This window comes from Corallococcus exiguus (genome assembly GCF_009909105.1).
GTDB classification, from domain to species: Bacteria; Myxococcota; Myxococcia; order Myxococcales; family Myxococcaceae; genus Corallococcus; species Corallococcus exiguus.
The window spans coordinates 416,586-438,895 of sequence record NZ_JAAAPK010000010.1 but is presented as its reverse complement, the minus strand read 5'-3'; the positions used below and the strand labels follow the sequence as shown (position 1 = coordinate 438,895).

The 22,310-nt window shown below is 69.3% G+C and carries 17 protein-coding genes; 10 read left to right on the top strand and 7 right to left on the bottom strand.

What is annotated here, in order from left to right:
- Nucleotides 1-206: 206 nt before the first annotated feature.
- Nucleotides 207-1,931: a sigma 54-interacting transcriptional regulator gene (locus GTZ93_RS32755; protein ID WP_139915114.1), complete on the bottom strand. Its 1,725-nt coding sequence runs from the start codon at nt 1,929-1,931 to the stop codon at nt 207-209.
- Between the two features lie 232 nt (nt 1,932-2,163).
- On the opposite strand from GTZ93_RS32755, the gene GTZ93_RS32750 reads away from it, so the two are divergent.
- Nucleotides 2,164-8,004 (top strand): DUF3320 domain-containing protein, encoded by a 5,841-nt coding sequence (locus GTZ93_RS32750; RefSeq protein WP_161663189.1) that lies wholly within the window; start codon nt 2,164-2,166, stop codon nt 8,002-8,004.
- 19 nt (nt 8,005-8,023) lie between these two features.
- Here the strand turns inward: GTZ93_RS32750 and GTZ93_RS32745 are convergent, their stop codons facing one another.
- The gene (locus tag GTZ93_RS32745) at nt 8,024-8,722 is read right to left on the bottom strand and encodes a carbonic anhydrase (RefSeq protein ID WP_257978915.1); all 699 of its coding nucleotides are present in this window, start codon (nt 8,720-8,722) and stop codon (nt 8,024-8,026) included.
- Entirely contained in the window at nt 8,719-9,981 is a 1,263-nt protein-coding gene (locus GTZ93_RS32740) for an NAD(P)/FAD-dependent oxidoreductase (RefSeq protein ID WP_139915116.1), read from the bottom strand. Before GTZ93_RS32740 ends, GTZ93_RS32745 begins: the two co-directional genes overlap by 4 nt.
- Before the next feature lie 192 nt (nt 9,982-10,173).
- On the opposite strand from GTZ93_RS32740, the gene GTZ93_RS32735 reads away from it, so the two are divergent.
- Complete coding sequence (locus GTZ93_RS32735; RefSeq protein ID WP_139915117.1) at nt 10,174-10,875, top strand: MBL fold metallo-hydrolase; 702 nt, start codon at nt 10,174-10,176, stop codon at nt 10,873-10,875.
- 2 nt (nt 10,876-10,877) lie between these two features.
- Here GTZ93_RS32735 and GTZ93_RS32730 read toward each other — a convergent pair whose 3' ends face one another.
- A complete protein-coding gene (locus GTZ93_RS32730; protein WP_139915118.1) occupies nt 10,878-11,429 on the bottom strand; it encodes a glutathione peroxidase in 552 nt (183 codons plus the stop codon).
- A gap of 184 nt (nt 11,430-11,613) precedes the next feature.
- On the opposite strand from GTZ93_RS32730, the gene GTZ93_RS32725 reads away from it, so the two are divergent.
- The 6 genes from GTZ93_RS32725 (at nt 11,614) to GTZ93_RS32700 (ending at nt 18,469) form a co-directional block, all read left to right on the top strand.
- The gene (locus GTZ93_RS32725) at nt 11,614-13,728 is read left to right on the top strand and encodes a sensor histidine kinase (RefSeq protein ID WP_139915119.1); all 2,115 of its coding nucleotides are present in this window, start codon (nt 11,614-11,616) and stop codon (nt 13,726-13,728) included.
- Nucleotides 13,718-15,091 (top strand): sigma-54-dependent transcriptional regulator, encoded by a 1,374-nt coding sequence (locus tag GTZ93_RS32720; protein ID WP_139915120.1) that lies wholly within the window; start codon nt 13,718-13,720, stop codon nt 15,089-15,091. Before GTZ93_RS32725 ends, GTZ93_RS32720 begins: the two co-directional genes overlap by 11 nt.
- A gap of 88 nt (nt 15,092-15,179) precedes the next feature.
- Complete coding sequence (locus GTZ93_RS32715) at nt 15,180-15,704, top strand: OmpA family protein (RefSeq protein WP_139915121.1); 525 nt, start codon at nt 15,180-15,182, stop codon at nt 15,702-15,704.
- 34 nt (nt 15,705-15,738) lie between these two features.
- Entirely contained in the window at nt 15,739-16,536 is a 798-nt protein-coding gene (locus GTZ93_RS32710) for a DUF3014 domain-containing protein (protein ID WP_139915122.1), read from the top strand.
- 49 nt (nt 16,537-16,585) lie between these two features.
- Nucleotides 16,586-17,221, top strand: coding sequence for an FMN-binding negative transcriptional regulator (locus GTZ93_RS32705; RefSeq protein WP_139915123.1), 636 nt, complete (start codon nt 16,586-16,588; stop codon nt 17,219-17,221).
- 105 nt (nt 17,222-17,326) lie between these two features.
- Nucleotides 17,327-18,469, top strand: a complete 1,143-nt coding sequence (locus GTZ93_RS32700; RefSeq protein ID WP_139915124.1) for a hypothetical protein — start codon at nt 17,327-17,329, stop codon at nt 18,467-18,469.
- A 56-nt stretch (nt 18,470-18,525) separates the two neighbouring features.
- Here GTZ93_RS32700 and GTZ93_RS32695 read toward each other — a convergent pair whose 3' ends face one another.
- The gene (locus GTZ93_RS32695; protein ID WP_139915125.1) at nt 18,526-19,734 is read right to left on the bottom strand and encodes an erythromycin esterase family protein; all 1,209 of its coding nucleotides are present in this window, start codon (nt 19,732-19,734) and stop codon (nt 18,526-18,528) included.
- A 58-nt stretch (nt 19,735-19,792) separates the two neighbouring features.
- Nucleotides 19,793-20,056 carry a hypothetical protein gene (locus GTZ93_RS32690; RefSeq protein WP_139915126.1) on the bottom strand — a complete coding sequence of 88 codons (264 nt, stop codon included), beginning with the start codon at nt 20,054-20,056 and terminating at the stop codon, nt 19,793-19,795.
- Between the two features lie 268 nt (nt 20,057-20,324).
- Between GTZ93_RS32690 and GTZ93_RS32685 the strand changes: the two genes are divergently transcribed.
- Nucleotides 20,325-21,128 (top strand): (R)-mandelonitrile lyase, encoded by an 804-nt coding sequence (locus GTZ93_RS32685; protein WP_257978916.1) that lies wholly within the window; start codon nt 20,325-20,327, stop codon nt 21,126-21,128.
- An 11-nt stretch (nt 21,129-21,139) separates the two neighbouring features.
- A complete protein-coding gene (locus GTZ93_RS32680) occupies nt 21,140-21,373 on the top strand; it encodes a tautomerase family protein (RefSeq protein WP_139915128.1) in 234 nt (77 codons plus the stop codon).
- 20 nt (nt 21,374-21,393) lie between these two features.
- Here the strand turns inward: GTZ93_RS32680 and GTZ93_RS32675 are convergent, their stop codons facing one another.
- A complete protein-coding gene (locus tag GTZ93_RS32675) occupies nt 21,394-22,167 on the bottom strand; it encodes a ferredoxin--NADP reductase (RefSeq protein WP_219629029.1) in 774 nt (257 codons plus the stop codon).
- Nucleotides 22,168-22,310 lie beyond the last annotated feature (143 nt).

The window sequence follows — 22,310 nt, the reverse complement described above, 5'->3', positions numbered from 1 at the left end:
CCTGTAGACGTCGGAGCAGCGCTGCCCCTCGGGACACTCCCGGTCCGCGGCGCAGGAGCGCACGCAGGCGTCTCCCAAGCAGCCGGCGTCCACCTCCTCACGCACCTGGATGTCGAGCGGACACCCCGGGGCCACGAGCAGGACCAGCAGCAAGAACGAGAGTGGGAAGCGCATGGTGATCAGCTGCGAGGATGGGGGAGCCGTCCTCACTCCTCTTCCCCCAGGTATCGGAACACGGAGCGCACACCGATGCCCAGGGCCCGGGCCGCCTCCTTCTTGCTGCCTCCGCTGCGGGCAATGGCCTCGCGCACATAGCGCAGCACGAAGGCATCGCGAGCCTCATCCAGGGGCACCAGCGGTGCCGTGTCCGCGGCCAGGTCCAGGTCCTCGACGCCGATGAGTTCCCCCGACGCCAGGATGGCCGCGCGCCGCACGCGAGACACGAGTTCGCGAACGTTGCCCGGGAAGGGATGACCGCGCAGGGCCTCCGCCGCCTTCTGCGTGAAGCCCCGCGCACGCGCCCCCTCCTGCTTCAGGACATGGTGCGCGATGAGCAGCACGTCCTCACCGCGCTCCCGCAGCGCGGGCACCTCCAGGCGCACCTCGTCCAGCCGGAAGAGGAGGTCCTCCCGGAAGGCACCCCGAGCGACGAGCGCCTTCAACGGCTGATGCGTGGCGGCGACGACCCGCATGTCGACCCTGCGGGGACGATGCTCGCCCAGCCGCGTCACCTCGTGCTCCTGGACGACGCGCAGCAGGCGCGACTGGAGCGGCAGCGGCATGTCTCCAATCTCATCCAGGAACAGCGTGCCCCCATCCGCCGCCTCCACCAGCCCCGCGCGGTCGGAGGTCGCGCCGGAGAACGCCCCGCGAACGTGGCCGAACAGCTCCCGCTCGATGAGGGACTCCGGAAGCGCCGCGCAGTTGATGGCCACCAGCCGTCCGCGCCGGCCGCTCCGCCGGTGAAGCGCGCGGGCCACCTCCTCCTTCCCCGTGCCCGTCTCCCCCTGGATGAGCACATGCAGGGACGTGGGCCCCAGGCGTTCCACCTGCCGGTAGAGGTTCCGCATGACCGGGGACTCACCGATGAGCCCTTCGAACGTGGCCGCGGCGATGCGCTGCGTGAGGCTGTCCACCTGGGCGCGCAGCTCCGTCAGCTCCCGCGACGTGGCCAGCAGCAGCGCCGCGAGCGACGACAGCGCCATGGCCTCCTCCAGCTCGCGGGTCGAGAACGGAGGGCTGCCCAGGCGCCGTCCCAGGTACACCGCGCACAGGGGCGCGGAGCCCGCGCGAAGTGGCAGCACGAGCGCGGACGTCAGCCGCAACGCCAGGACACTGGGAGCCCCCGCGAGCGCCGCATCCGCCGCGATGTCCGGCACCAGCACCGGAGCCCCCGAGCCCACGACTTGCTCCACCAGACTGTCCACCACCGCCGAAGCCGGCACGGAGCCGGTGGCCCCCAGCACCTGCCGCCGGTCCCCCTCCACCGACACGAGGAACCCCACGTCCGCGGAGGTGACGTCCGCGATGCCCCGCAGCGCCGCCTCCAGCAGCTCCGACGCAGGGCGCTGCACGAGCAGCCGCGAAGCGAAGTCCGTCAGCACGCCCAGCAGGCGGGATGGCGTCGAGGAAGGCTCAACCCGGACCGGCGCCTCCGAAACCATCAGCGTGAGCGAAGCCCTGCCCACGCTGAAGGACTCCCCCGGCTCCAGCGGCGCCAGCTCCACCCGCTTGCCACGAAACCGGACGTCACAGTCCGCGCTGGCGGCGGACACCGTCCACCCGCGCGCGTCACGGAACACCAGGGCGTGGCTGCCCTTCACCCCCGGTGCGGAGAGGACGACGTCACACGCGGGCTCGGAGCCCACGGACACCACCGGCTTCTCCAGCGCGAAGGAACGGCCGTCCGGGAGGGTCAGGAAGAAGCGCACGGAGCGAAGGCCTCCAGGAGGAACCACCATGGAGCGTCCGACGTCTTCCACCTCCATCCCATTCATGCCCTTGAAGGGCCACGCAAAGACTCCCTCCGAGGCATGTCCATCGCCCATGGGAGGGGGGCCAAAAGACCCCGCCCTCCCCCGTGGATCCTTGGACAACCGCACGCGTGGCATGCTGTCGCGGTCAGCGGGATGTGTCGCCTTGGCCACCCGCACACGAGGTCCCATGTCCACGGCCATTCCTGTCCCGGCGGTTCCTCCGGTCCAAGTGGAGCTGCTCAGCGCACCCACGTTGAACTTCGCCATGGAGCAGAGCGGCGTTCCGCTCATCCGGGAGGCACTCATCCGGAATACAGGTGAGCGGGCACTGGGACCGACCACACTCGAGCTGCAGTTGCTGCCCGACCTGGGAGAGCCCCTTCAGCTCCCCGTGCCGCCACTGCCTCCGGGCGAGGAAGCCAACCTCGGGGTCATCGACCTGCGCCTGCCCGCCGGGCGCCTGCGCTCGGTCGTGGAGGCGGAGCGGGCCCAACTCCGATGGGCGCTTCGAGAGGACGCCACGCTCCTTCGCGAGGGAGCCCTGGATGTCGAAGTCCTCCCCTACAACCATTGGCCTGGAACGCGCGCCCCGCTGGGCCTGCTCGCCACCTTCGTCACGCCCAACCATCCCGTCATCCCCGAACTGCTCAAGGATGTGCGGAACCTGCTGGAGCAGGCCCTGGGCGACGGCGGCCTGAGCGGCTACCAGAAGCGCAATCCCAGCCATGCTCGGGCCATGGCCGCCGCGCTCTACGAAGCCGTGCAGGCCTTGAAACTCGGGTACGTGGAGCTCCCCGCCAGCTTCGAGTCTCATGGACAGAAGGTGCGGCTACCGGATCAGCTCCTCCAGGAACGCATGGGGTGCTGTCTGGACCTCACCCTCCTCTTCGCCTCCGCGTTGGAGGCCATGGGCCTCCACCCCCTGCTCCTGCTCGTCCAGGGCCATGCGTTCCCCGCGGTGTGGCTGATCGACGAACGCTTCCCGGAAGGGCTCGTGGAGGACGCGGCCCGGCTGCGCAACCTCGTCGCACTGGGGCACCTGCTCCCCTTCGACTCCTCCACGGCGGTGGGCGCCGGGCGTCCCCCCTTCGAGCGGGCCGTCAGCGAAGGACTCAAGCACCTTTCGGAGGACAGCCGCTTCGTGGCCGCGCTCGACGTGAGCGTCCTCCGGTTCGATCGCTACCGCCCGCTTCCCCTTCGCGCCGTGGAGGCCCCGCCCGCTGAGCAGGTGTCGACCGAGCCGGCGCACGCGCGCATCCGGACGATCCTCGAAAGCGCCGCGGCGGCGCCTCCACCCGTCGAACCGAAACCCCCGAGCGCCCAGGTCCTCACGCGCTTCAGCCGCTGGAAGGAGAAGCTGCTCGACCTGACGCTGCGCAACAAGCTGCTCAACTTCCGGCTCGACACGCGGAGCGCCCTGGAGCTCCACATGCCGGACCTCGGCGCGTTCGAGGACAGCCTGGCGGGAGGCGAGGCCTTCGAGATCATCCCCGCCCCGGACATGGACTCGCTCGATGCCCGTGAAGCGAAGCTCCTGAAGGCCCGGGGCACCGGGGAGGAGGTCGCCACCCGCCGTCGCGGCGACCTGGACAAGGGACTGATCCACTCCCCGCTCCGTGAAGCCGAACTCTGGTCCCGCGCCAGGTACCTGGAGCGCACGGCACGCACGGACCTGGAGGAAGGCGGCGCCCAGACGCTCTACATCGCCATCGGACTCTTGCGGTGGTTCGACCCGGGCGACCCCTCGACGGCGCGGCTCGCCCCGCTGCTGCTCTACCCCGTCGCCTTCCGCCTGGACCGCGCCCGTGAGCGACTGCGCATCGAGCGGCTCCCCGAGGAGCCCCTGGGCAACGTCACCCTGGTGGAGAAGCTCAAGCGCGAGTTCGGCCTCGACGTCAGTGCCTTGACTTCGCTCGAGCCCGACGAGAAGGGGGTGGACGTTCCCGCCATCCTCCGCGCCGTCCGCACCTCCATCCAGAAGCAGGCCGGCTGGGAGGTGCTGGAAGAGGCCCACGTGGGGCTCTTCACCTTCACCAAGTTCCTGATGTGGAAGGACCTGGAGGACAACGAAGAAGTCCTTCTCTCCAACCCGCTGGTCCGCCACATCGCCGCCGCCAGCACCTCCGCGCCACCCGCGAGCGGCACGGAGTTCCAACCGGAGCAACTGGACGCCGACGTCCCGGCCGGGGAGTTGCCCTGCGTCGTCAACGCGGACTCCACGCAGCTCGCCACCATCGCCTCCGCGCTCTCTGGACGCTCGTTCGTCATCCAGGGACCTCCGGGGACGGGCAAGTCACAGACCATCACCAACTTGATCGCCGCCGCGATTGCCCGGGGCAAGAGCGTGCTCTTCGTGTCGGAGAAGATGGCGGCGCTGGACGTCGTGTACCGGCGGCTCCGGGACGTGGGGCTCGAGGACTTCTGCCTGGAGCTTCACAGCCACAAGAGCAACAAGAAGGAAGTGCTCGCGTCCTTCGGCCGGGCCTGGGAGCGGACCCGGCAAACGCCCGTCCCACCCTGGAAGGCGCGTTCAGACGAACTCACCACCCAGCGGGAGGCGCTCAACGCCTACGTCCGGGCACTCCATCGGCCCTGGCCCCTGGGGCTCAGCTTCTATGGCGCGACCGGCCGGCTCCTGTCCCTGGGGGATGCCCCGGACGTGCACCTGAGCCTTCCTTCCCCTGGAGACCTCACGGAAGCGCGCTTCCGCGAAGCCAGTCATGAAGTGGAAGGACTCGCCAGCACGCTTCGCGCATTGAGGGCCCTGGGGCCGCATCCGTGGCAGTCGGTTCGCGGTGTCACGTGGACCCATGCCTTCGAGCAGCAGCTCCGAGACTCCCTGACCGAGACCCGCGCCGCGCTCGACGGCGTGGAGCAGACAGCCACCGCGCTCGCGGCCTCCACCGGCATCGACGTCCCCGGCTCGACGCAGGGTCTGCATCCCCTGGTCGAGTTGGGAGAGGTCCTGGCCAGTGGACCGGTGCCCTCCGTCGCGCTGCTGGATGATGCGTGGCCCGAGGTTTCGCGAAAGCTCCAGGAGCAGTCGCTCGCCCTGCGCGAGCAGTCCACTCGCGAAACCCAGCTGGCCTCGCGCTGGGGGACGGGGCTCCTCACCCTGGACCTGGCGGCCCTTCACGCCCGGTTCCAGAAGTGGGCCGGGGCCTTCTTCCTCTTCGCCTTCTTCTTCCTGCGAAGCGCGCGGAAACAGCTCGCGTCACTTGCCTCCAAGGGACTGCCCTCCAACCGCGACATCGAGAAGGACCTCGCCACCGCGCGACAGGTGCAGGAGTGGAGACCGAGGCTCTCCGACCAGGCCAACGCGCTCGCGACGACGCTGCGGGGCGTGCCTTCGCGGGACCTGGCACACGCCGAAGCGGTGGAGGGGCTCTCCACCCGCGCGTTGAGGGTTCGCGACCTTCGAGGAGTCCTGGGCGTCGACCGGGTCCAGGTCCCCATGGACGCGGCCTCCCGCGAGCTGCTGGCGACCCAGACCCAGGCGCTGCGAAGTGCCCTGGAGCGCCTCACGCGTGCCGAGGAGGCGCTGAGCGCCCTGGTGAAGACCCGCACCTGGGAGAGCACCGCCACACCACACCACCGCGCCTCCTTGCGCCGGCAGCTGGACGCCTGGCAGTCAGGACTCCGCTCCCTGAGGACGTGGTGCCTCCACCAGGCCCAGGCCGACAAGGTCCGCGCGCTGGGCCATGGGCCGTTCGTGGACGCGGTGGAAGCCCAGGGCCTCACGGAAGAGCAGTTGGGCACGGCCTTCGAGCGCGCGGTCCTCACCGCGTGGACCCATGCACTGAGGGACAGGGAGCCCGCGCTGCGTGACTTCGAGGCCCGTGCCCACTCCACCCGGGTGGAGCGCTTCCGTCAGCTCGACGGCGAGCACGTGGTCCTCTCCCGCCAGCAGGTGATCTCCACGCTGGAGCAGAAGTTGCCGTCAGGCGTCGCCTTCGCGGCGGAGAGCTCGGAGCCCGGCATCCTCTCGCGGGAGCTGCGCAAGAAGCGGGGACACATGCCGCTGCGCAAGCTGCTGACCTCCATTCCCAGCCTGTCCCGGCGGCTCAAGCCCTGCTTCCTCATGAGCCCGCTCTCCGTCGCCCAGTATCTGCCCGCGGACGGCCGTCGCTTCGACCTGCTCGTCTTCGACGAGGCCTCGCAGATTGGAACCCACGACGCCATCGGCGCGATGGCCCGCGCGGACCAGGCCCTCATCGTCGGCGACTCCAAGCAGCTTCCGCCCACCACCTTCTTCACCCGGGGCGAGGACCCGGAGGCGATCCCGGACGAGAACGACGTCATCGAATTGGAGAGCATCCTGGAGGAGGCCCTGGCGAAGCAGTTCCCCCAGCAGATGCTGGGCTGGCACTACCGCAGCCGGCACGACAGCCTCATCGACTTCAGCAACCGGCAGTACTACGCGGGCCGCCTCCATGTGTTCCCCGCCGCGCGTGCTCGCGTGGAGGACCTGGGCGTCAAGTGGCGCCACGTTCCGGATGGGGTCTATCAGTCCAAGCTGAGCGGGAAGTCCGCCGCCATCAATCCCCGCGAAGCGGAGGTGCTGGTCGCGGATCTGGTGAAGGCCTTGCGCCGCCACGCACCGCACGAGCGGACGTTCGGCGTCGTCACCTTCAGCGCCGTCCAGCAGCAGGTCATCCTCGAGCTGCTCGAAGCCGAGCGGGCGCGCTTCCCGGAGGTCGAGGCGCATTTCGCCTCGTCCGAGCCCGTCTTCGTGAAGAACCTGGAGAACGTCCAGGGCGACGAGCGGGACGAGATCTTCTTCAGCATCTGCTACGCGAAGGACGCCACGGGGAAGCTGCGCATGAGCTTCGGTCCGCTGAACCGTGCGGGCGGTGAGCGGCGCCTGAACGTCGCCGTGACCCGCGCGCGGTGCGCCCTGCGGGTCTACTCCACGCTGACGCATGATCAGATCGACCTCTCGCGGACCGCCTCGGTGGGCGTGCGCCATCTGCGGGACTTCCTCCGCCGGGCCGCTGAAGCGGACGCCCTCGCGGCAGCCGCGGCCGAGCGCGAGCCGACGGACGCGCTGGAGCAGCAGGTCGCGCAAGCGCTGCGCGAAGCTGGATGCACGGTGCACACCGACGTGGGGAGCGGCGGCTACCGGGTGGGCCTGGCGGTCGTCCACCCCGAGCGCCCTGGCGAATACATCCTGGGCGTGGAGTGCGACGGCCTCCGCTACAACTCCGCGGCGAACGCACGGGACCGCGAGCGGCTGCGTTCCGAGGTGTTGCAAGGCCTGGGCTGGCGGCTGCACCGCGTCTGGTCCCTGGGATGGGAGCAGGACCGGCCGGGACAGCTGGAGGCCTTGAAGGCAGCGGTCCAACGCGCACTGGAGGACGCGAAGCAGCCACGGCCCGCGCCCGCTCCGCCCCCGCTCGCCGCGGAACCGCCCCCGGTCCAGCCAGCCCACACCAGCGCCCCGGCCACGCCCCAGCCCGTGGTCGCCGGTCCCAGCGCGTCCGCCCAGGCCTACGTCCCGGCGACCCTGCGCGCCATGAAGGAGGGAGCGGACCTCTTCGCCACCGCGTCGGACGCGTCCCTGCGGGAGCACCTCCAGTCCGTCATCGATCAGGAGGCACCGCTCCACGAGGACCTGCTGGCCAGGCGCGTCCTGGATGCCTGGGGTCTGACCAAGCTGACGCCCCGCGTGCGCAAGAGGCTGGAGGAACAGCTCCAGGCGCTCGCGAAGCGCGGGACCGTGACGATCCAGGAGGAGTTCCTCTGGTCCACCAGCCGGGGGCCGGCGCGGTACTCAGGCTTTCGTGGCGCGCATCCCGAACGCGAGGCCGCTCACCTTCCCCCGGAGGAGGTAGCCAACGCCGCGGCGGCCGTGCTCACCCAGGCCCTGTCGCTGGAACGCGAAGACCTGCTCCGCGAAACAGCCCGCTGCTTCGGCATCCAGCGGCTGACCCGGGCGGTCATCCCGGTCCTGGAAGCCGGACTGACGCTGCTCCTTCAGCGAGGGCACTGCCAGGCCGAAGGAGAGCGGATGGTGTGGAAGCAATAAACCCCGAGGGACTGCGGCCTCACTCCTTCGTGAGGTCGTAGACCTCCTGGATGCTGTGCAGCGTCTGGACGAAGTCCAGCTTCAGGTCCTGGAGGATGCCGTTGCGCAGGTCGAACACCCACGAGTGCACGATGGGGAAGCCCCGCGCCAGGTAGGACTTCTGCACGGCGGCCGTCTTGATGATGTTGATGCTCTGCTCCAGGACGTTGAGCTCCACCAGCCGCTCGTAGCGCTTCGTCTCGTCCGCGATGCCGTCCAGCTCCTGCTTGTGGAACCGGTACACGTCGCGGATGTTGCGCAGCCAGGGGTTGAGGATGCCCAGGTCCTTGGGCTGCATCGCCGCGCGCACGCCGCCGCAACCGTAGTGGCCGCAGACGATGATGTGCTTCACGTCCAGCTGCCGGACGGCGTAGTTGATGACCGACATCACGTTCAGGTCGACGTTGTTGACCAGGTTCGCGACATTGCGGTGCACGAACACGTCACCCGGCGCCAGCCCCATGATCTGGTTGGCGGGCACGCGGCTGTCCGAACAGCCGATGTAGAGGAAGTCCGGCTGCTGCGACACCGACAGCTTGGTGAAGTAGTCCGGATCCGTGCGGAGCTGTTCCTCCGCCCAGAGCTTGTTGTTCTCGAAGATCTTGTCGTAGGGCGTCACGTCCAGGACGGTCGCACGAGCAGGCCCCACCGTCGAGCGGTCACTTCCTCCAGTGTTCACGCGCGGCCACGAAGCATCCAGTCCCAGTACAGGCGCGGCAGTCCGTACTTCTTGAGCAGCCACAGGTCGCGGCGCTCCACGAAGGTGTTGATGAACGGAAGGCTCGGCGCGGGCCGGCCGTCGTAGTCGAACTCGGCGAGCAGCATCCGCCCATAGCCCGTCACCAGCGGACAGGACGCATAGCCGTCGTACCGCGCGGTGGGCTCCCGCCCCTCCATCACGGCCACCAGGTTCTCCACGAGCACGGGCGCCTCCGCCCGGACGGCGGCGCCCGTGCGCGACGTGGGCAGGTCGCTCGCGTCTCCAATGGCGAAGACGTTCGGATGGTCGGGGTGCTGGAGCGTGTGCTTGTGCGCCTTGACCCAGCCCGCGTTCGGGCCGTCTGCATGAGCCAGCGCGCTGCGCTTGATGAAGTCCGGCGCACTCTGCGGAGGCGTGACGTGCAGCAGGTCGTACCCCACCGTCACCACCTCCCCGCGTCCGTCGCGCGTCACCGCGAAGAGCGCCTCACGGGTGTGCGCGCGCACCTCCACCAGGTCGTGGCCGAAGTGCGTCTCGATGCCGTAGCGCTCCACGACGCCCTCCAGCACGCGCGCGAAGGGCTGCACCGCGAAGAGCACCTTGCCCCCCGAGCCGAACACGACCCGTGACTTCTCCGCGAGCCCGCTCCGGCGCAGATGGTCCGCCACCAGGTACATGATCTTCTGCGGCGCCCCTGCGCACTTCACCGGCGTGGCCGGATGGGTGAACAGCGCCGTGCCGCCCTGGAACGCCCGCACCATCTCCCACGTCTTCGGCGCCAGCCGGAAGTCGTAGTTGCTGGACACGAACGGCGTCTTCAGCGCCTCGCGCAGGCCGCGCACCCGATCCCAGTCCAGCTGGATTCCCGGAGCGACCACCAGGAAGTCATAGATCAGCCGCGCGCCTCCGAGCGTGAGCACCTGCTGACGGACGGGGTCCACCTCCTCCGCCCGGTCCTGGATCCACCGCGTCCCCTCCGGGATGTAGTCCGCCTCCGGCCGCACGGTGCTCGCGATGTCCGCGGCGCCAGCGCCCACCAGCGTCCACAGCGGCTGGTAGAAGTGCTGCGCCGAGGGCTCGAGCACGGCGACACCCTGCACGCCCTTGCGCCGCAGCCGCGCCGCGACCGTGATGCCCGCGGTGCCGCCGCCGATGATCAGCACCCGATGGTGCTCGGAGACGGACGAAGGCTTGCGGGATGGGGACGCCTCGAGGCGCGCGGACAAGTGAGCGGTCATGAGAGCACGCCGCGAGCCTGCCCACGACACCCCCACCGCGCCAGCTGCCCTGCGAGGCGAGTGCGCGTTGGCTAGACCACATCAAATATCGAAGGACGTCCCTTTCTCGGAGCCCGCGTTCCAGCGGACACTCCGTGCGCTGCGCTGAATCCCCCGCTCCGCCGGCGGCCCCCGTGCAACGGAGATTCCGACATGCTCTTCCGCCAGCTCTTCGACTCCGAGTCCTCGACCTACACGTACCTCATCGGTGACGAGGCCACGCGCCAGGCCGTGCTCATCGATCCGGTGCTGGAGCAGGTGGACCGCGACCTGCGGCTCGTCAGCGAGCTGGGGCTCGTCCTCTCCCACGTCTTCGACACCCACGTGCACGCGGACCACGTCACCGCGTCCGGCACGCTGCGGGAGCGCACGCAGTGCCAGGTGGTGGCCGGGACAGGCGGGGCCCGTTGCGCCGACATCCAGGTGCGGCACGGCGACACGGTGCACGTCGGACGGTGCACCTTCCAGGTGCTCGCCACGCCGGGCCACACGGACGACAGCGTGAGCTACCTGCTGGGCGACCGCGTGTTCACCGGGGACGCGCTGATGGTGCGGGGCAACGGCCGCACCGACTTCCAGAACGGGAGCGCGAGCCAGCTCTACGACTCCATCACCCGCGTCCTCTTCCAGCTCCCGGACGCGACGCTCGTCTACCCCGCGCACGACTACCACGGGAACACGGTGACGAGCATCGGCGAGGAGAAGCGCCACAACCCGCGGGTCGCGGGAAGGAGCCGCGAGGAGTTCATCGAGGTGATGGACAACCTCCACCTGCCCCACCCCAAGAAGATCGACCTGGCCGTCCCGGCCAACCGCGCCTGCGGACGGACTCAAGGTCCGGCGCCAGAAGCCTGACCTCAGGCCGGCTTCGCCAGCGCCGCGTCAATGGCCTGGACCAGGCGCGGATCCTCCGCCGTCACGTCCGGAGCGAAGCGGCCCACGACGCGGCCATCCCGGCCGATGAGGAACTTCTCGAAGTTCCACTGCACCTCCGGCTTCGGGTTGGCTTTGATGCCGTAGCCCTTGAGGTTCGCGCGCATGGGCCCGTCGCCCGTGGCATCCGGGATGGCTCCCGTCAGCGCGTGGTAGAGCGGGTGCTTGTCCTTCCCCGCCACGGAGATCTTCGAGTACAGCGGGAAGGTCACGTCGTACTTCAAGGTGCAGAACTGCTGGATCTCCGCCTCGCTGCCCGGCTCCTGCCCATTGAAGTTGTTCGCGGGGAAGCCCAGCACCTCCAGGCCCTGTCCCTGGCGGCTCGCGTAGAGCTTCTGCAGGCTTTCGTACTGGGGCGTCAGGCCACACTTGGAGGCGACGTTCACCACCAGCAGGACCTTGCCCTTGTGCTGACCGAGCGTCCGGGGAGCGCCGTCGATGCCTTTGAGGGGGATGTCGTAGAGGTTCTGGCTCATGTTCACTCCTTCTGAGGGGGCGGCCACTCTAGCCCAGGCCCGCCAGGGGGTGGCCCCGGGCAGGTCCGGCAAAGTGCCAGCCCCGGTGTGGTGATTTGCGGCGGTCGCGGCGCGATGCAAGGCGCCCGCCCCTGGAGGGAACGGCTGGCCCGAGCCTTGCGTTGTGTGGACTCCCTCGCACTCCATGCACCGCCTCCTCGCCCCCCTCGTCCTCCTGCTCGTTGCCCTGGCCAGCGTGGCGGGCGGAGCCGTGTGGTTCATCCAGCGCGACCGGCAGGCGCTCGTGGAGCAGTTCGGGCGCGACCGGCAGGCCCAGTTGGAGGAGGCCGCCAGTGGCGTCGCCCGGTCGCTGGAGGACCTGGGGGACAACCTGCGCTTCGCGAGCGAGCTGCTCGCCCAACCCGGGTCCGCCGGAGACCATCACAACGAGCTGCGTGCCCTGTTGGAGTCCGTGGGCCAGTACCGGGCCATCGCCGTGCTGGGTCCGGACGGCGAGGAGCGGCTCTTCCTGGTCGACCACAAGTCGCGCCACCTGCCGAGGGAGGCCGTCCATCCTCCGGCGCTCGCGGACACCGCGCGGCAGGCGCTCACGGCTCCGGTGGGGCACGTCATCCCCTCGCCCCCCATCGAAGGCGCGTCCTCCGGTTGGATGCGCGTCTTCGCCATCCGCATCGACTCCGACACGCCCGGAGGCGGAGGCGTCGTCGCCATCCTCGTGGACACCGAACCCATCTTCGCGCCGCTGCGCATGGTGACGGTGGAGGAGAACACGCGGCTGCTCCTCCTGGGCGCCCACGGCACGCCCGCGCCCATGAGCGACCCGGCGCTCGCGTCCTGGCACCGGCGGCTGGGTGAACCCGAGGGGAAGCTCGTGCCGGGCTTGCGCACCCTGGTGGCGCGGATGCGCGCGGGCGCGTCCGGGTCGCTGCGGATCAACGAGGCGGAGGCCTCGCGCCTGGGCCTGGGGTCCGCGGACGCGGTGGCCACGTTCCGTCCCCTGCGCATGCGAGGCGAGGCCTCCTGGTCCGTGGCCACGCTCTCCTCCACCAGCGCCCTGCGCGCCCACGAGCGCACCCTGGTGCTGCGCCTGTCATTGGCCGCGCTCCTCGTGGCGGTGTTCCTGGTCGCGTTCGGGACCTACGTGGTGCTCGCCAACCGCCGGGAGGTGGCGCTCCAGGAGAGCCTTCGCCACGCCGCGAAGTTCGCGCACCTGCACGAGAAGACACAGAAGATCCTCGACCACATCCCCACGGGCATCCTGGCCCTGGACCGCGAAGGCCGCATCAGCGCCGTGAACCAGGCCTTGCGCGCGCGCCTGCCGGCCACCGCCGTGGGGAGCACCCTCCCGGAGGCCTTCCCCACCGCGCCCATGGCCGCGGTGCAGCGGCTGACGGCGATGGTGCTGGCCGCGCGGGACAAGGGCGCCGTGCACAGCCTGCACGGCGAACCGCTCAGCCTCTTCAACGACAAGGACCAGTTCAACGTCCACGCCGTCCCGCTGGAGCACGGCGACGGAGAGGCGAGCACGCTGCTGGTGCTGGAGGACCTGAGCAACGTGCGCATGCTGGAGGACCAACTCCTGCGCGCGGAGAAGCTGGCCACGGTGGGCGTGCTCGCCGCGGGCGTGGCCCATGAAATCGGCACGCCGCTGGGCATCATCCGGGGCCACGCCGAATACATGCTCCAGAAGGTGGGCGGCGTGGAGCACCCGCAGGGCCGGGGCCTCAACTCCATCGTCACGCAGATCGACCGGGTGAGCCGCATCATCCGCCAGCTCCTGGACCTGTCGCGCCTGCAACCCGCGCGGGCCGGCGTCGTCCCCCTGGCGCCGCTCGTGCGGGGCCTCCAGGAGCTGCTCGACGTGGAGGCAGAAAGGCGGCACGTCCACTTCGAGCTGGACGTGCCCGAGCGGCTGCCCAGCCTCGCGGCGGACGCGGATCAACTCCAGCAGGTGCTCCTCAACCTCGCCCTCAACGCCTGTGACGCGTGCAGCCCCGGAGGCCACGTGCGACTGAGCGCCACGACGTGCATGGCGGGAGACACCCCGGCGGTGGAGATCCGCGTCCAGGACGATGGCCGGGGCATCGCGCCGGAGCACCTGCACCAGGTGTTCGACCCCTTCTTCACCACCAAGAAGCGGGGCCAGGGCACGGGCCTGGGACTCAGTGTAGTGGCGCAGATCGTCCGCAACCACGGTGGCCAGGTGGGGGTCGAAAGCGAGCCCGGCCGGGGCACCGTCTTCACGCTGCGGTGGCCGGTGGCCGCCGCGCCCGGCTGGGAGGAACGGCATGCCGTCTAGTGCGCGCATCCTCGTGGTGGATGACCACGAGGAGATGGGACAGATGTTGAAGGAGCCCCTCACGGACGCGGGCTACCGCGTGGACCTGTCCACGGGGGGCGCGGACGCCATCGCCCAGCTGAGGGCCCGCGTCTACGACGTCGTCCTGTGCGACCTGCGCATGGAAGAGGTGGACGGGCTGGACGTGCTCGCGGCGGCGCGCCGGCACGACCCGGAGCTCCCGGTGCTCCTCATGACGGCCTTCGGCGCGGTGGAGAGCGCCGTGGAGGCGATGAAGCGCGGCGCCTACCACTACCTCACCAAGCCCTTCCGCCTGGACGAGGTGCTGCTCCACGTCGGGCGCGCGCTGGAGTCCCGCCGCATGAGGACCGAGCACCGCGACCTCAAGCGACAGGTGGCCCAGCGCGGCGGCCTGGGCTCGCTCCTGGGACACAGCGTGCCCATGCGGACGCTCTACGAGCTCATCGACCGCGTGGCGGCCTCGGAGGCGCCGGTGCTCATCCGAGGCGAGAGCGGCAGCGGCAAGGAGCTGGTCGCCAGGGCGCTCCACTCCGAAGGGCCCCGGAGTCAGGCGCCCTTCGTGGCGGTCAACTGCACCGCCCTGCCCCACGCCCTGCTGGAGAGCGAGCTGTTCGGCCACATCAAGGGCGCCTTCAGCGGCGCCACCACCACGCGCCGGGGCCTCTTCGTGGAAGCGGACGGAGGCACGCTCTTCCTCGACGAAATCGGGGACATGCCTCCGGAGCTCCAGGCGAAGCTGCTGCGCGTCCTCCAGGACGGCGAAGTTCGCGCAGTGGGCGCGGATGGCTCGCGCCGCGTGGACGTGCGCATCCTGGCCGCCACGCATCAGGACCTGGACGCGCGGGTGAAGGAAGGCCGCTTCCGGGCGGACCTCTACTACCGGCTCAACGTCGTCTCACTCCGCGTGCCGCCGCTGCGCGAGCGCACGGAGGACATCCCGAACCTCGCGGAGCACTTCGTGGCGCAGGCCCGCGCCCGCAATCCGCGCTCCTCCGTCACCGCCCTGGCCCCGGAGGTCGTGGCCACGCTCTCGCGCATGCCCTGGCCCGGGAACGTGCGGGAGATGGAGAACCTGGTCGAGCGCCTGGTTGTCCTGGGAGCGCAGCCCACCGTGGACCTGGCCCAGCTGCGCCTGCACACCTCGGAGGCCGCGCCGGAGGTCCACCCGCTGGCCGCGGCCCACGGACAGGTGGTGCCGCTGAGACAGCTGGAGGGTGAATACATCGCGTGGGTGGTCGCCCGCTGTGGAGGCAACAAGACGCGCGCGGCGGAGCTGTTGGGGATTGATGTCTCCACCATCCACCGCAGGGAGAAGACCGACAGCGGCGTTTCGCAACGCTAGAACGACGCGCTTTGCGAGTCATCGCGCCACCGCGCGCGAGACTCCAGACGGAAGGACCGCGGCACAGCCCTTGCTCATGTATCAGGGCATGAACCGAACCCACCTGGTCCTCCTGCTGTCAGTGATTGGCCTCACCGGTTGCGCGAGGCGCGCGGCCAACACGAGCACCGCCGACGCGGCGACCCACCCGCCGGCCCCGACCGCCAGCGACCGTGGCAACGCGGCGCGGCCCACGCCCGACGACGAGGAGCAGGCGCTCGCGGCGCTCAACGCCTCGCCCATCTACTTCCCACTCGACTCCTCCATGCTCCCGTCGGAGGCCACCGACGAGCTGTCGCGCATCGCCCAGGCCCTGCGTCAGCGAGGCCTCGCGAAGGTGACGGTGGCGGGCCACACCTGTGAGCTGGGCACGACGGAATACAACATCGCGCTGGGCCAGCGCCGCGCCGCCAGCGTGCGCGCCTACCTGGTGAACCTGGGCGTCGAGCCCGGGCGCATCTCCGTCATCTCCTACGGAGAAGAGCGGCCCGCGGACCCGAACGCCCCGGAGAAGAACCGCCGCGCGGAGTTCTCCTTCCGCCTGGCCGAACAGGCCCGCGCCGGCGATCTGTAAGCCTTTTTCGAACCCTCACCGCGACCCCACTCACATGAGCTCCAGCGAAAACGCCCCCCTCCCGCCGTCTGTCATCCGTACCCTGCGCTGGCCCCTGGGCATCGCCGCCGTCGTGGCGCTCCTGGGCGGTTCGAGCTACTTCTTCCTGCGCACGTCGGAGCCGCCTCCCGCCCCCACGCCGACAATCGCCGAGCCCACGCCTCCGGCACCGCCTCCGCCCCCGGCGGTGCAGCTCTCCGGCACCGACGTTCGCGTGAGGGACCTGTTGAAGGGACTCTCCAGCGACGCGGACTACGCGCGCTGGCTGTCCTCCGAGGACCTGTCCCGCCGCTTCGCCGCGTCCGTGAACCTGGTTGCCGAAGGCCAGAGCCCGCGCATGCCGCTTTCCTTCATGGCGCCCACCGGGACCTTCCGCGTGACAAAGCGTCACGGCCACACGGTGGCGGCGTCGGAAAGCCATACCCGTTACGACGGCGTGGCCCGCGTCATCACCTCGCTGGACGCGAAGAAGGCGGGACAGGTGTATCAGGAGCTCAAGCCGCTGCTGGACGCCGCCCACGCGGAGCTGGCCCCGCCGGGCCGGAGCCTGGATGCGACCCTGTCGCAGGCCATCGGACGTCTCACCCGGGTCTCCGTCCCCAAGACGCCTCCGGAACTCACGACGAAGGGAGCGCTCTACGTCTACGCGGATCCGAACCTGGAAGCGCTGGGTGCGGCGGAGAAGCACCTGCTGCGCATGGGACCGGAGAACATGCGCAAGGTGCAGGCGAAGCTCACCGAACTGGCGGCCGCCCTGGGCCTGCCGTCGCAAGAGCAGGCCCGCAGGCCGTAGCCCCCCTGCTTCTCCCGCCCACGGGGGCGTGCAAGGCTGTGCGGACCGCATGCTCTACACGCCCCGAAGCTTCCAGGAGCCGGACCTCTCCACGCTGCACGCGTTCATGAAGCAGCACGCATTCAGCACGGTCATCTCGCACGGCTCGGGGATCAACGTCTCGCACCTGCCGCTCATGCTGGTGCCGGACCGGGGCGACAAGGGCACGCTGCTGGGGCACCTGGCGCGCGCCAACCCACACTGGAAGGACTTCGACGGCGAGCGGCCAGCCCTCTGCGTCTTCCATGGGCCCCACGCGTACATCTCACCCACCTGGTACAAGGTGCAGCCCTCCGCGCCGACGTGGAACTACGCGGTGGTTCACGCGCTCGGCCGTCCGCGAATCATCGACACGCAGGCGGAGCTGTCGAAGCTGATCGACAGGATGCTGGCGGAGTACGAGCCCGCGAGCGGAGCCCCCGGCCACGCGGCCCACCTGCCGGAGGAGGTCCGCGCGCAGCTGCTGGAGCACATCGTCGGCTTCGAGCTGCCCATCGAGGAATTGCAGGGCAAGTTCAAGCTGGGCCAGAACCGCTCCGCGGAAGACCAGGCGGGAATGATGGAAGCGCTCGCGGGCCAGGGCGGCGATGCGCTGGCCCTGCTCGAGCTGATGCGTCAGCGCTCCCACCAGGACGGAAACGACTGAACGGCTGCATGCCCGCGTCAGCGCGGCGGGTGACCTGCCTTCGCACGGCCTGACTGCTTCGCGGACTGGCAGGAGACGCACCCACGGCACAGCTTTTGGATTGCCATGGACGTCCCCGCCTCGCTGCTCGACTTCTCGCTGGTCCAGGGAACATCACTCGACCGGCGGCACCGCTTCCCCCGTCTCGACCGGGTCTCGATGCCCGTGCGCGTCGCCAGCCTGATGCTGGTGAGCTGGCTGCCGCTCCTCGTCCTGTCTCTCCTGGAGGGTGGGCCGACGGCACACGCCTTCCTGCGCAACGTGGCGACCCATGTCGAGTTCCTGGTGTCCCTGCCGCTACTCGTCGCGGCGGATGGATACATCGACATGCGCCTCGCGGCGGCCGTGCGCCATTTCGTCATCTCGGAGATGATTGATGCGCAGCACCTGCCCCGCTACGAGGCCATTGCTCGCGACGCGATGCGGGGGCGGCGAAGCGGCGTCATCGAGGCCGGGTTGATGGTCCTCTCCTTCGCCGCGTCCTTCGTGCACCTGCCCTACCTGCCGAACCGTCCGGCCTGGCTCCATGCGGAGCCTGGGGGCCCGCTCACCCTGGCCGGGTGGTGGTACCTCGCGGTGAGCATGCCGATCATCCGGTTCCTGCTCCTGCGCTGGCTGTGGCGGGCGATCCTATGGGCGATATTCCTGTTCAAGGTCTCCAGGCTGCCGCTCTCTTTCGTGCCCACCCATCCGGACTCGGCGGGCGGCCTGGGCTTCCTGGGCACAAGCCAGGCCAGCTTCTCGGTCATCGTCCTCGCGTTGTCCGCCACGCTCACCGCGCAGCGCCTGGCGCACGCCTCCACCGCGAACTTCACGGGCTACGCCCTTCACCTGTTCGCCTTCGCGCTCATCTGCCTTGCCGTCGTCTTCTCGCCGCTGATGTTCTTCTTCCGTCAGCTCCTGCTGGCGAAGCGAAGGGGGGACCATTCCTATTCGGGCGTGGCGGCCTGGCACTCGCGGCGTTTCGAGCGGCGGTGGTTCCACCACGAGCTACCGCAGGGACTGGACCCGCTGGGCGCGCCCGAGTTCTCCTCGCAAACGGACCTGAATACGTCCTTCAACGTCGCGCGAGGCATGCGCTGGTTCCCGGTGGACATCCGCGCGGCGCTGGCCGTCGTCGTCGCGGCCATGGCGCCCATGGTGCCCCTGCTCCTCGCCGACCGGCGCTTCATCGAGGTGATGCTGGCGCTCGGCAAGAGCATTCTCTGACGCCGCGACAGCGACCTCGGAGCACGTGCGCCCGGACAGCGGGAATGGGGCCGCGTTCACAGCTGGGTCGGGCGCGAAGGGGTTTCCTCCCGGACGATGAGCAGCCCATCCATGACCGTTGCCCAGGGGGCTTTCATCCACGAGGTATAGGTCAGGGGACGGGCCACCCTGGGCCCCAGCTCACGAAGCTGGCGCCCATCCAGATATCGGGTGTCCCCGGTGTGGTTCGCGAACGCCTCGGCCTCCAGCGAATCGGGGGTCGCGGGTGCGAGGACAAACGTTCGGGCACTCGCGCCGAGGGAATGGCTCCCGGAGTTCGCGGAGAACCCCAGCACGAAGGACTGCTCCCCGAACCGCTCACGGACATAGGTCCCCAGGGGAATCCGCTGCCGATCGTCCGCCTCCACGCGCGTCATGTCCTTCGCGGCATGAACCGTGGCGGTCCAGACAATGGCCTTTCGGGGCTGGGAGGACTGGGACAGGAGCCACTCCAGATTCATGAACATGGAGCGATCTCGCGCGTTCTCATTGCTCCAGTCCCGAGGCCCATCAGGCTGCTCCAGCGCCCGGGCCCGCACGGCGGCCTCACGGGTGAAGTTCCGCACCAGATTGCGGGCCATCTGCAGCTGCTCCAGTGTCGCGGGTGTTCCGGGCCTGGAGAGCGCCGACTCCCAATCCTTCAGGCAGCCCAGGAGGACGTTCGCGGTCTCCGCTGTGTACGGGTGGGCGTCGTCATACCGCCAGGCCAGGTGCCGTTCGAGCTTCACTCCGCACTCCGCCTGCCCCGAGCTGTTGAACAAGGGGATGAGCTCACGCGCCATCTCGTTCTGCGCCCAGGTGCCCCTGTTGAGCTGATCATCGATTCCGCCGACCGCGAGGCTGCCCGCCCGGAGCCGCCCGGACAGGAACGGAATCAGGGGTGCCATCTCCGGACTGGCCCACATCCCGCCAATGGCAGCCACGAGCATGTCATCGCTGACAGACTGGCCCGCCTTCAGCAGCGACTGGATGCGGAGGAAGTCATAGGTGCCTGTCTCGATGAAGAAGGCGTCGAACTGGCACTCCTCCACCAGCCTGCGGGTCAGCTCCACCTTGAAGGCCACGGTCCTTGCACTGCCGTGGTAGGAGTCCTCCCCCAGCAGCGCCATCTGCTTGCCGCAGAGTTCCTGGATGATCCGGTCGGTGTCGGAGACCCGAGGGGCCTCACTTCTGGGTGACGAGGCACAGCTCGAAAGCAGCGGGAGCAGGAGCAGCAGGTATCTCATTCGCGGCCCTTCCATGTGCCGGCCATCATGACCCAGATGGCCGGCGGTTGGAGTGGCTTTAGAGCAGGCACTTCAGGGTCGAGGGATCACACTCGTAACCCTGGTTGCAGTACTTCAACTCGCAACACGGCTGCTTCCAGGCACCACAGCCCGGCTTGTTCTGGGCGGAGACGTCATCCGAGACCGCGTCCGTCGTGGGCGCCTGGACATCGGCAGAGACGCCTTCCGTCGGGTCGACGTCCGCCGTCTCCGTTCCACCGCAGGCCAGCGCCAGGGACAGTCCCATCACAACGAAAGCACTCTTCACGATACGCGTCAGCATCGGGAACTCCTCTCGGTGAGAACCGCGCCTGCCTGAATATCGAAAACAAGCATGCGCGCGCAATCCAATGCCTCACACGCGAACCATCCCGTCGCAAAGGGATTGAAGCCCGGGTGTAGAGCTTCACATCGCCCTCATTGTCAAACCTGGGTTCAAAGCCCATTCACGTCCGGCCTCCTGGCCACGGGCGGGATACGGGCGTACCCCTTCAAGCATGAGACCTCTGTCATGCGTCCTCTTCGCCTTGGCCCTCCCCCTCGGGTCCCCGATGGCGGCGACACCGGTCCAGGGAGGCCCGGAGATCGCCATCTCGCGCGGCGGCTCGCGGCCAGTGGAGCTGGCGGAGGCCGAGCACTTCACCGGCACCGTGCACCGGCAAGCCCTCTTCGGAGCGAAGCCGCCCGGGCGGGCGACGGGTGGCTCCGTCACCTTCGAGCCCGGTGCCCGTACCGCGTGGCATGTCCATCCTCTGGGACAGACCCTCGTCGTCACGGCCGGTACCGGATGGATCCAGCGCTGGGACGGCCCCGTTCAGGAGTTCCGGGAGGGCGACGTCGTGCGGATCCCCGCGGGCGTCAAGCACTGGCACGGCACCACGGCGACCACCCGGATGAGCCACATCGCCGTCCAGGAGGAGCTCGACGGCAAGAACGTGACCTGGCTGGAGAAGGTCAGCGACGAGCAGTACGCCAAGGGGCCGTCCGCGGCCCAGGGAGCCATGAACATGAAGAAGGAACCGTCCGCGCTGAAGAAGCAGATGGGCGACTTCGCGCCCAAGATGGTGCAGCTCACGGATGACGTGCTGTTTGGCGACGTCTGGGAGCGCACGGAGCTCGCGCCTCGCGACCGCAGCCTCGTCACCGTCGCCGCGCTCACCATGGGCGGCAACACCGAACAGCTGCCCTTCCACCTGAAGAAGGCCCGGGAGAACGGCGTCTCGGAGCCGGAGCTCGTCGAGGCGCTCACGCACCTGGCCTTCTACTGTGGCTGGCCCAAGGCCCTCTCCGCGATGAACGTCGCGAAGGAGACGTTCAAGACGCCAGCCCCCGCGAAGGACCCGTCCCAGAAGTAGAGGATCGGCCCATGCCCCACGTCACCGTGAAGCTCTACCCCGGCAAGTCCGAGCAGCAGAAGACCCAGCTCGCCGAGCGGATCGTGAAGGACGTGATGGAGGCCCTCGGCAGCACCGAGGGCGCCATCTCCGTCGCCATCGAAGAGGTCTCCCCGACGGACTGGCCGGAAGCCGTCTACCGGCCGGAGATCGCCGGCCAGTGGGACCGCCTCTACAAGAAACCCGGCTACAACCCGCTCAAGTAGTCCGCGGGGTCGTGGCCGCTTCAGCGCTCGGCGAAGGCCTTCTCGGTGACGTAGTGGCCGGCCTCTCCGGGGGTGCCTTCCCGGAAGCCGCGCTCCTCCAGCATGGTCGTGAGGTCCGAGAGCATGCCGGGGCTGCCACAGAGCATCACCCGGTCGACCTCCGGGTTCAGCGGCGGCAGGCCCACGTCCTTGAACAGCTTCTCGCTCTGGATGAGGTCGGTGATGCGACCCGTGTTGCGGAAGTCCTCGCGCGTGACGCTCGGGTAGTACGTGAGCTTCTGCTTCACCAGCTCCCCGAAGAACTCGTTGTGGGGCAGCTCGTGGAGGAAGAGGTCGTGGTAGGCCAGCTCCTCAGCGCGGCGGCAGGTGTGCGTGAGGATGACCCGGTCGAACTGCTCGTACATCTCCGGGTCCTTCACCAGGCTGAGGAAGGGGGCCAGGCCCGTGCCCGTGCTCAGCATGTAGAGGTTCTTGCCGGGCAGCAGGTGCTTGAGGACGAGCGTGCCGGTCGCCTTCTTGCTGACCAGGATGTTGTCGCCCTCCTTCAGGTGCTGCAGCCGGGAGGTCAGGGGCCCGCCGGGCACCTTGATGCTCAGGAACTCGAGGTGGTCGTCATAGTGCGCGCTCACCATGCTGTAGGCGCGCAGCAGCGGGCGGGCCTCCACTTCCAGGCCGATCATCGTGAACTGGCCGCTGGCGAAGCGGAAACCCGGGTCCCGCGTGGTGACGAAGCTGAAGAGGGTGTCAGTCCAGTGGTGCACGCGCAACACGGACTCCTTCATGAGACTGCTCACGGTTGTTGCTCCAGAAGAGGGCCGGCGGCGTTCTAGACCACCCGAACGCGCCAGTTAACGGGCGATGTTGTGCGACAGATTCCCCCCTCCGTACCAGAGGAAGCAGCCCGGCGGGCAGCCTTGCGCTTATCGGCGGGTTCAGG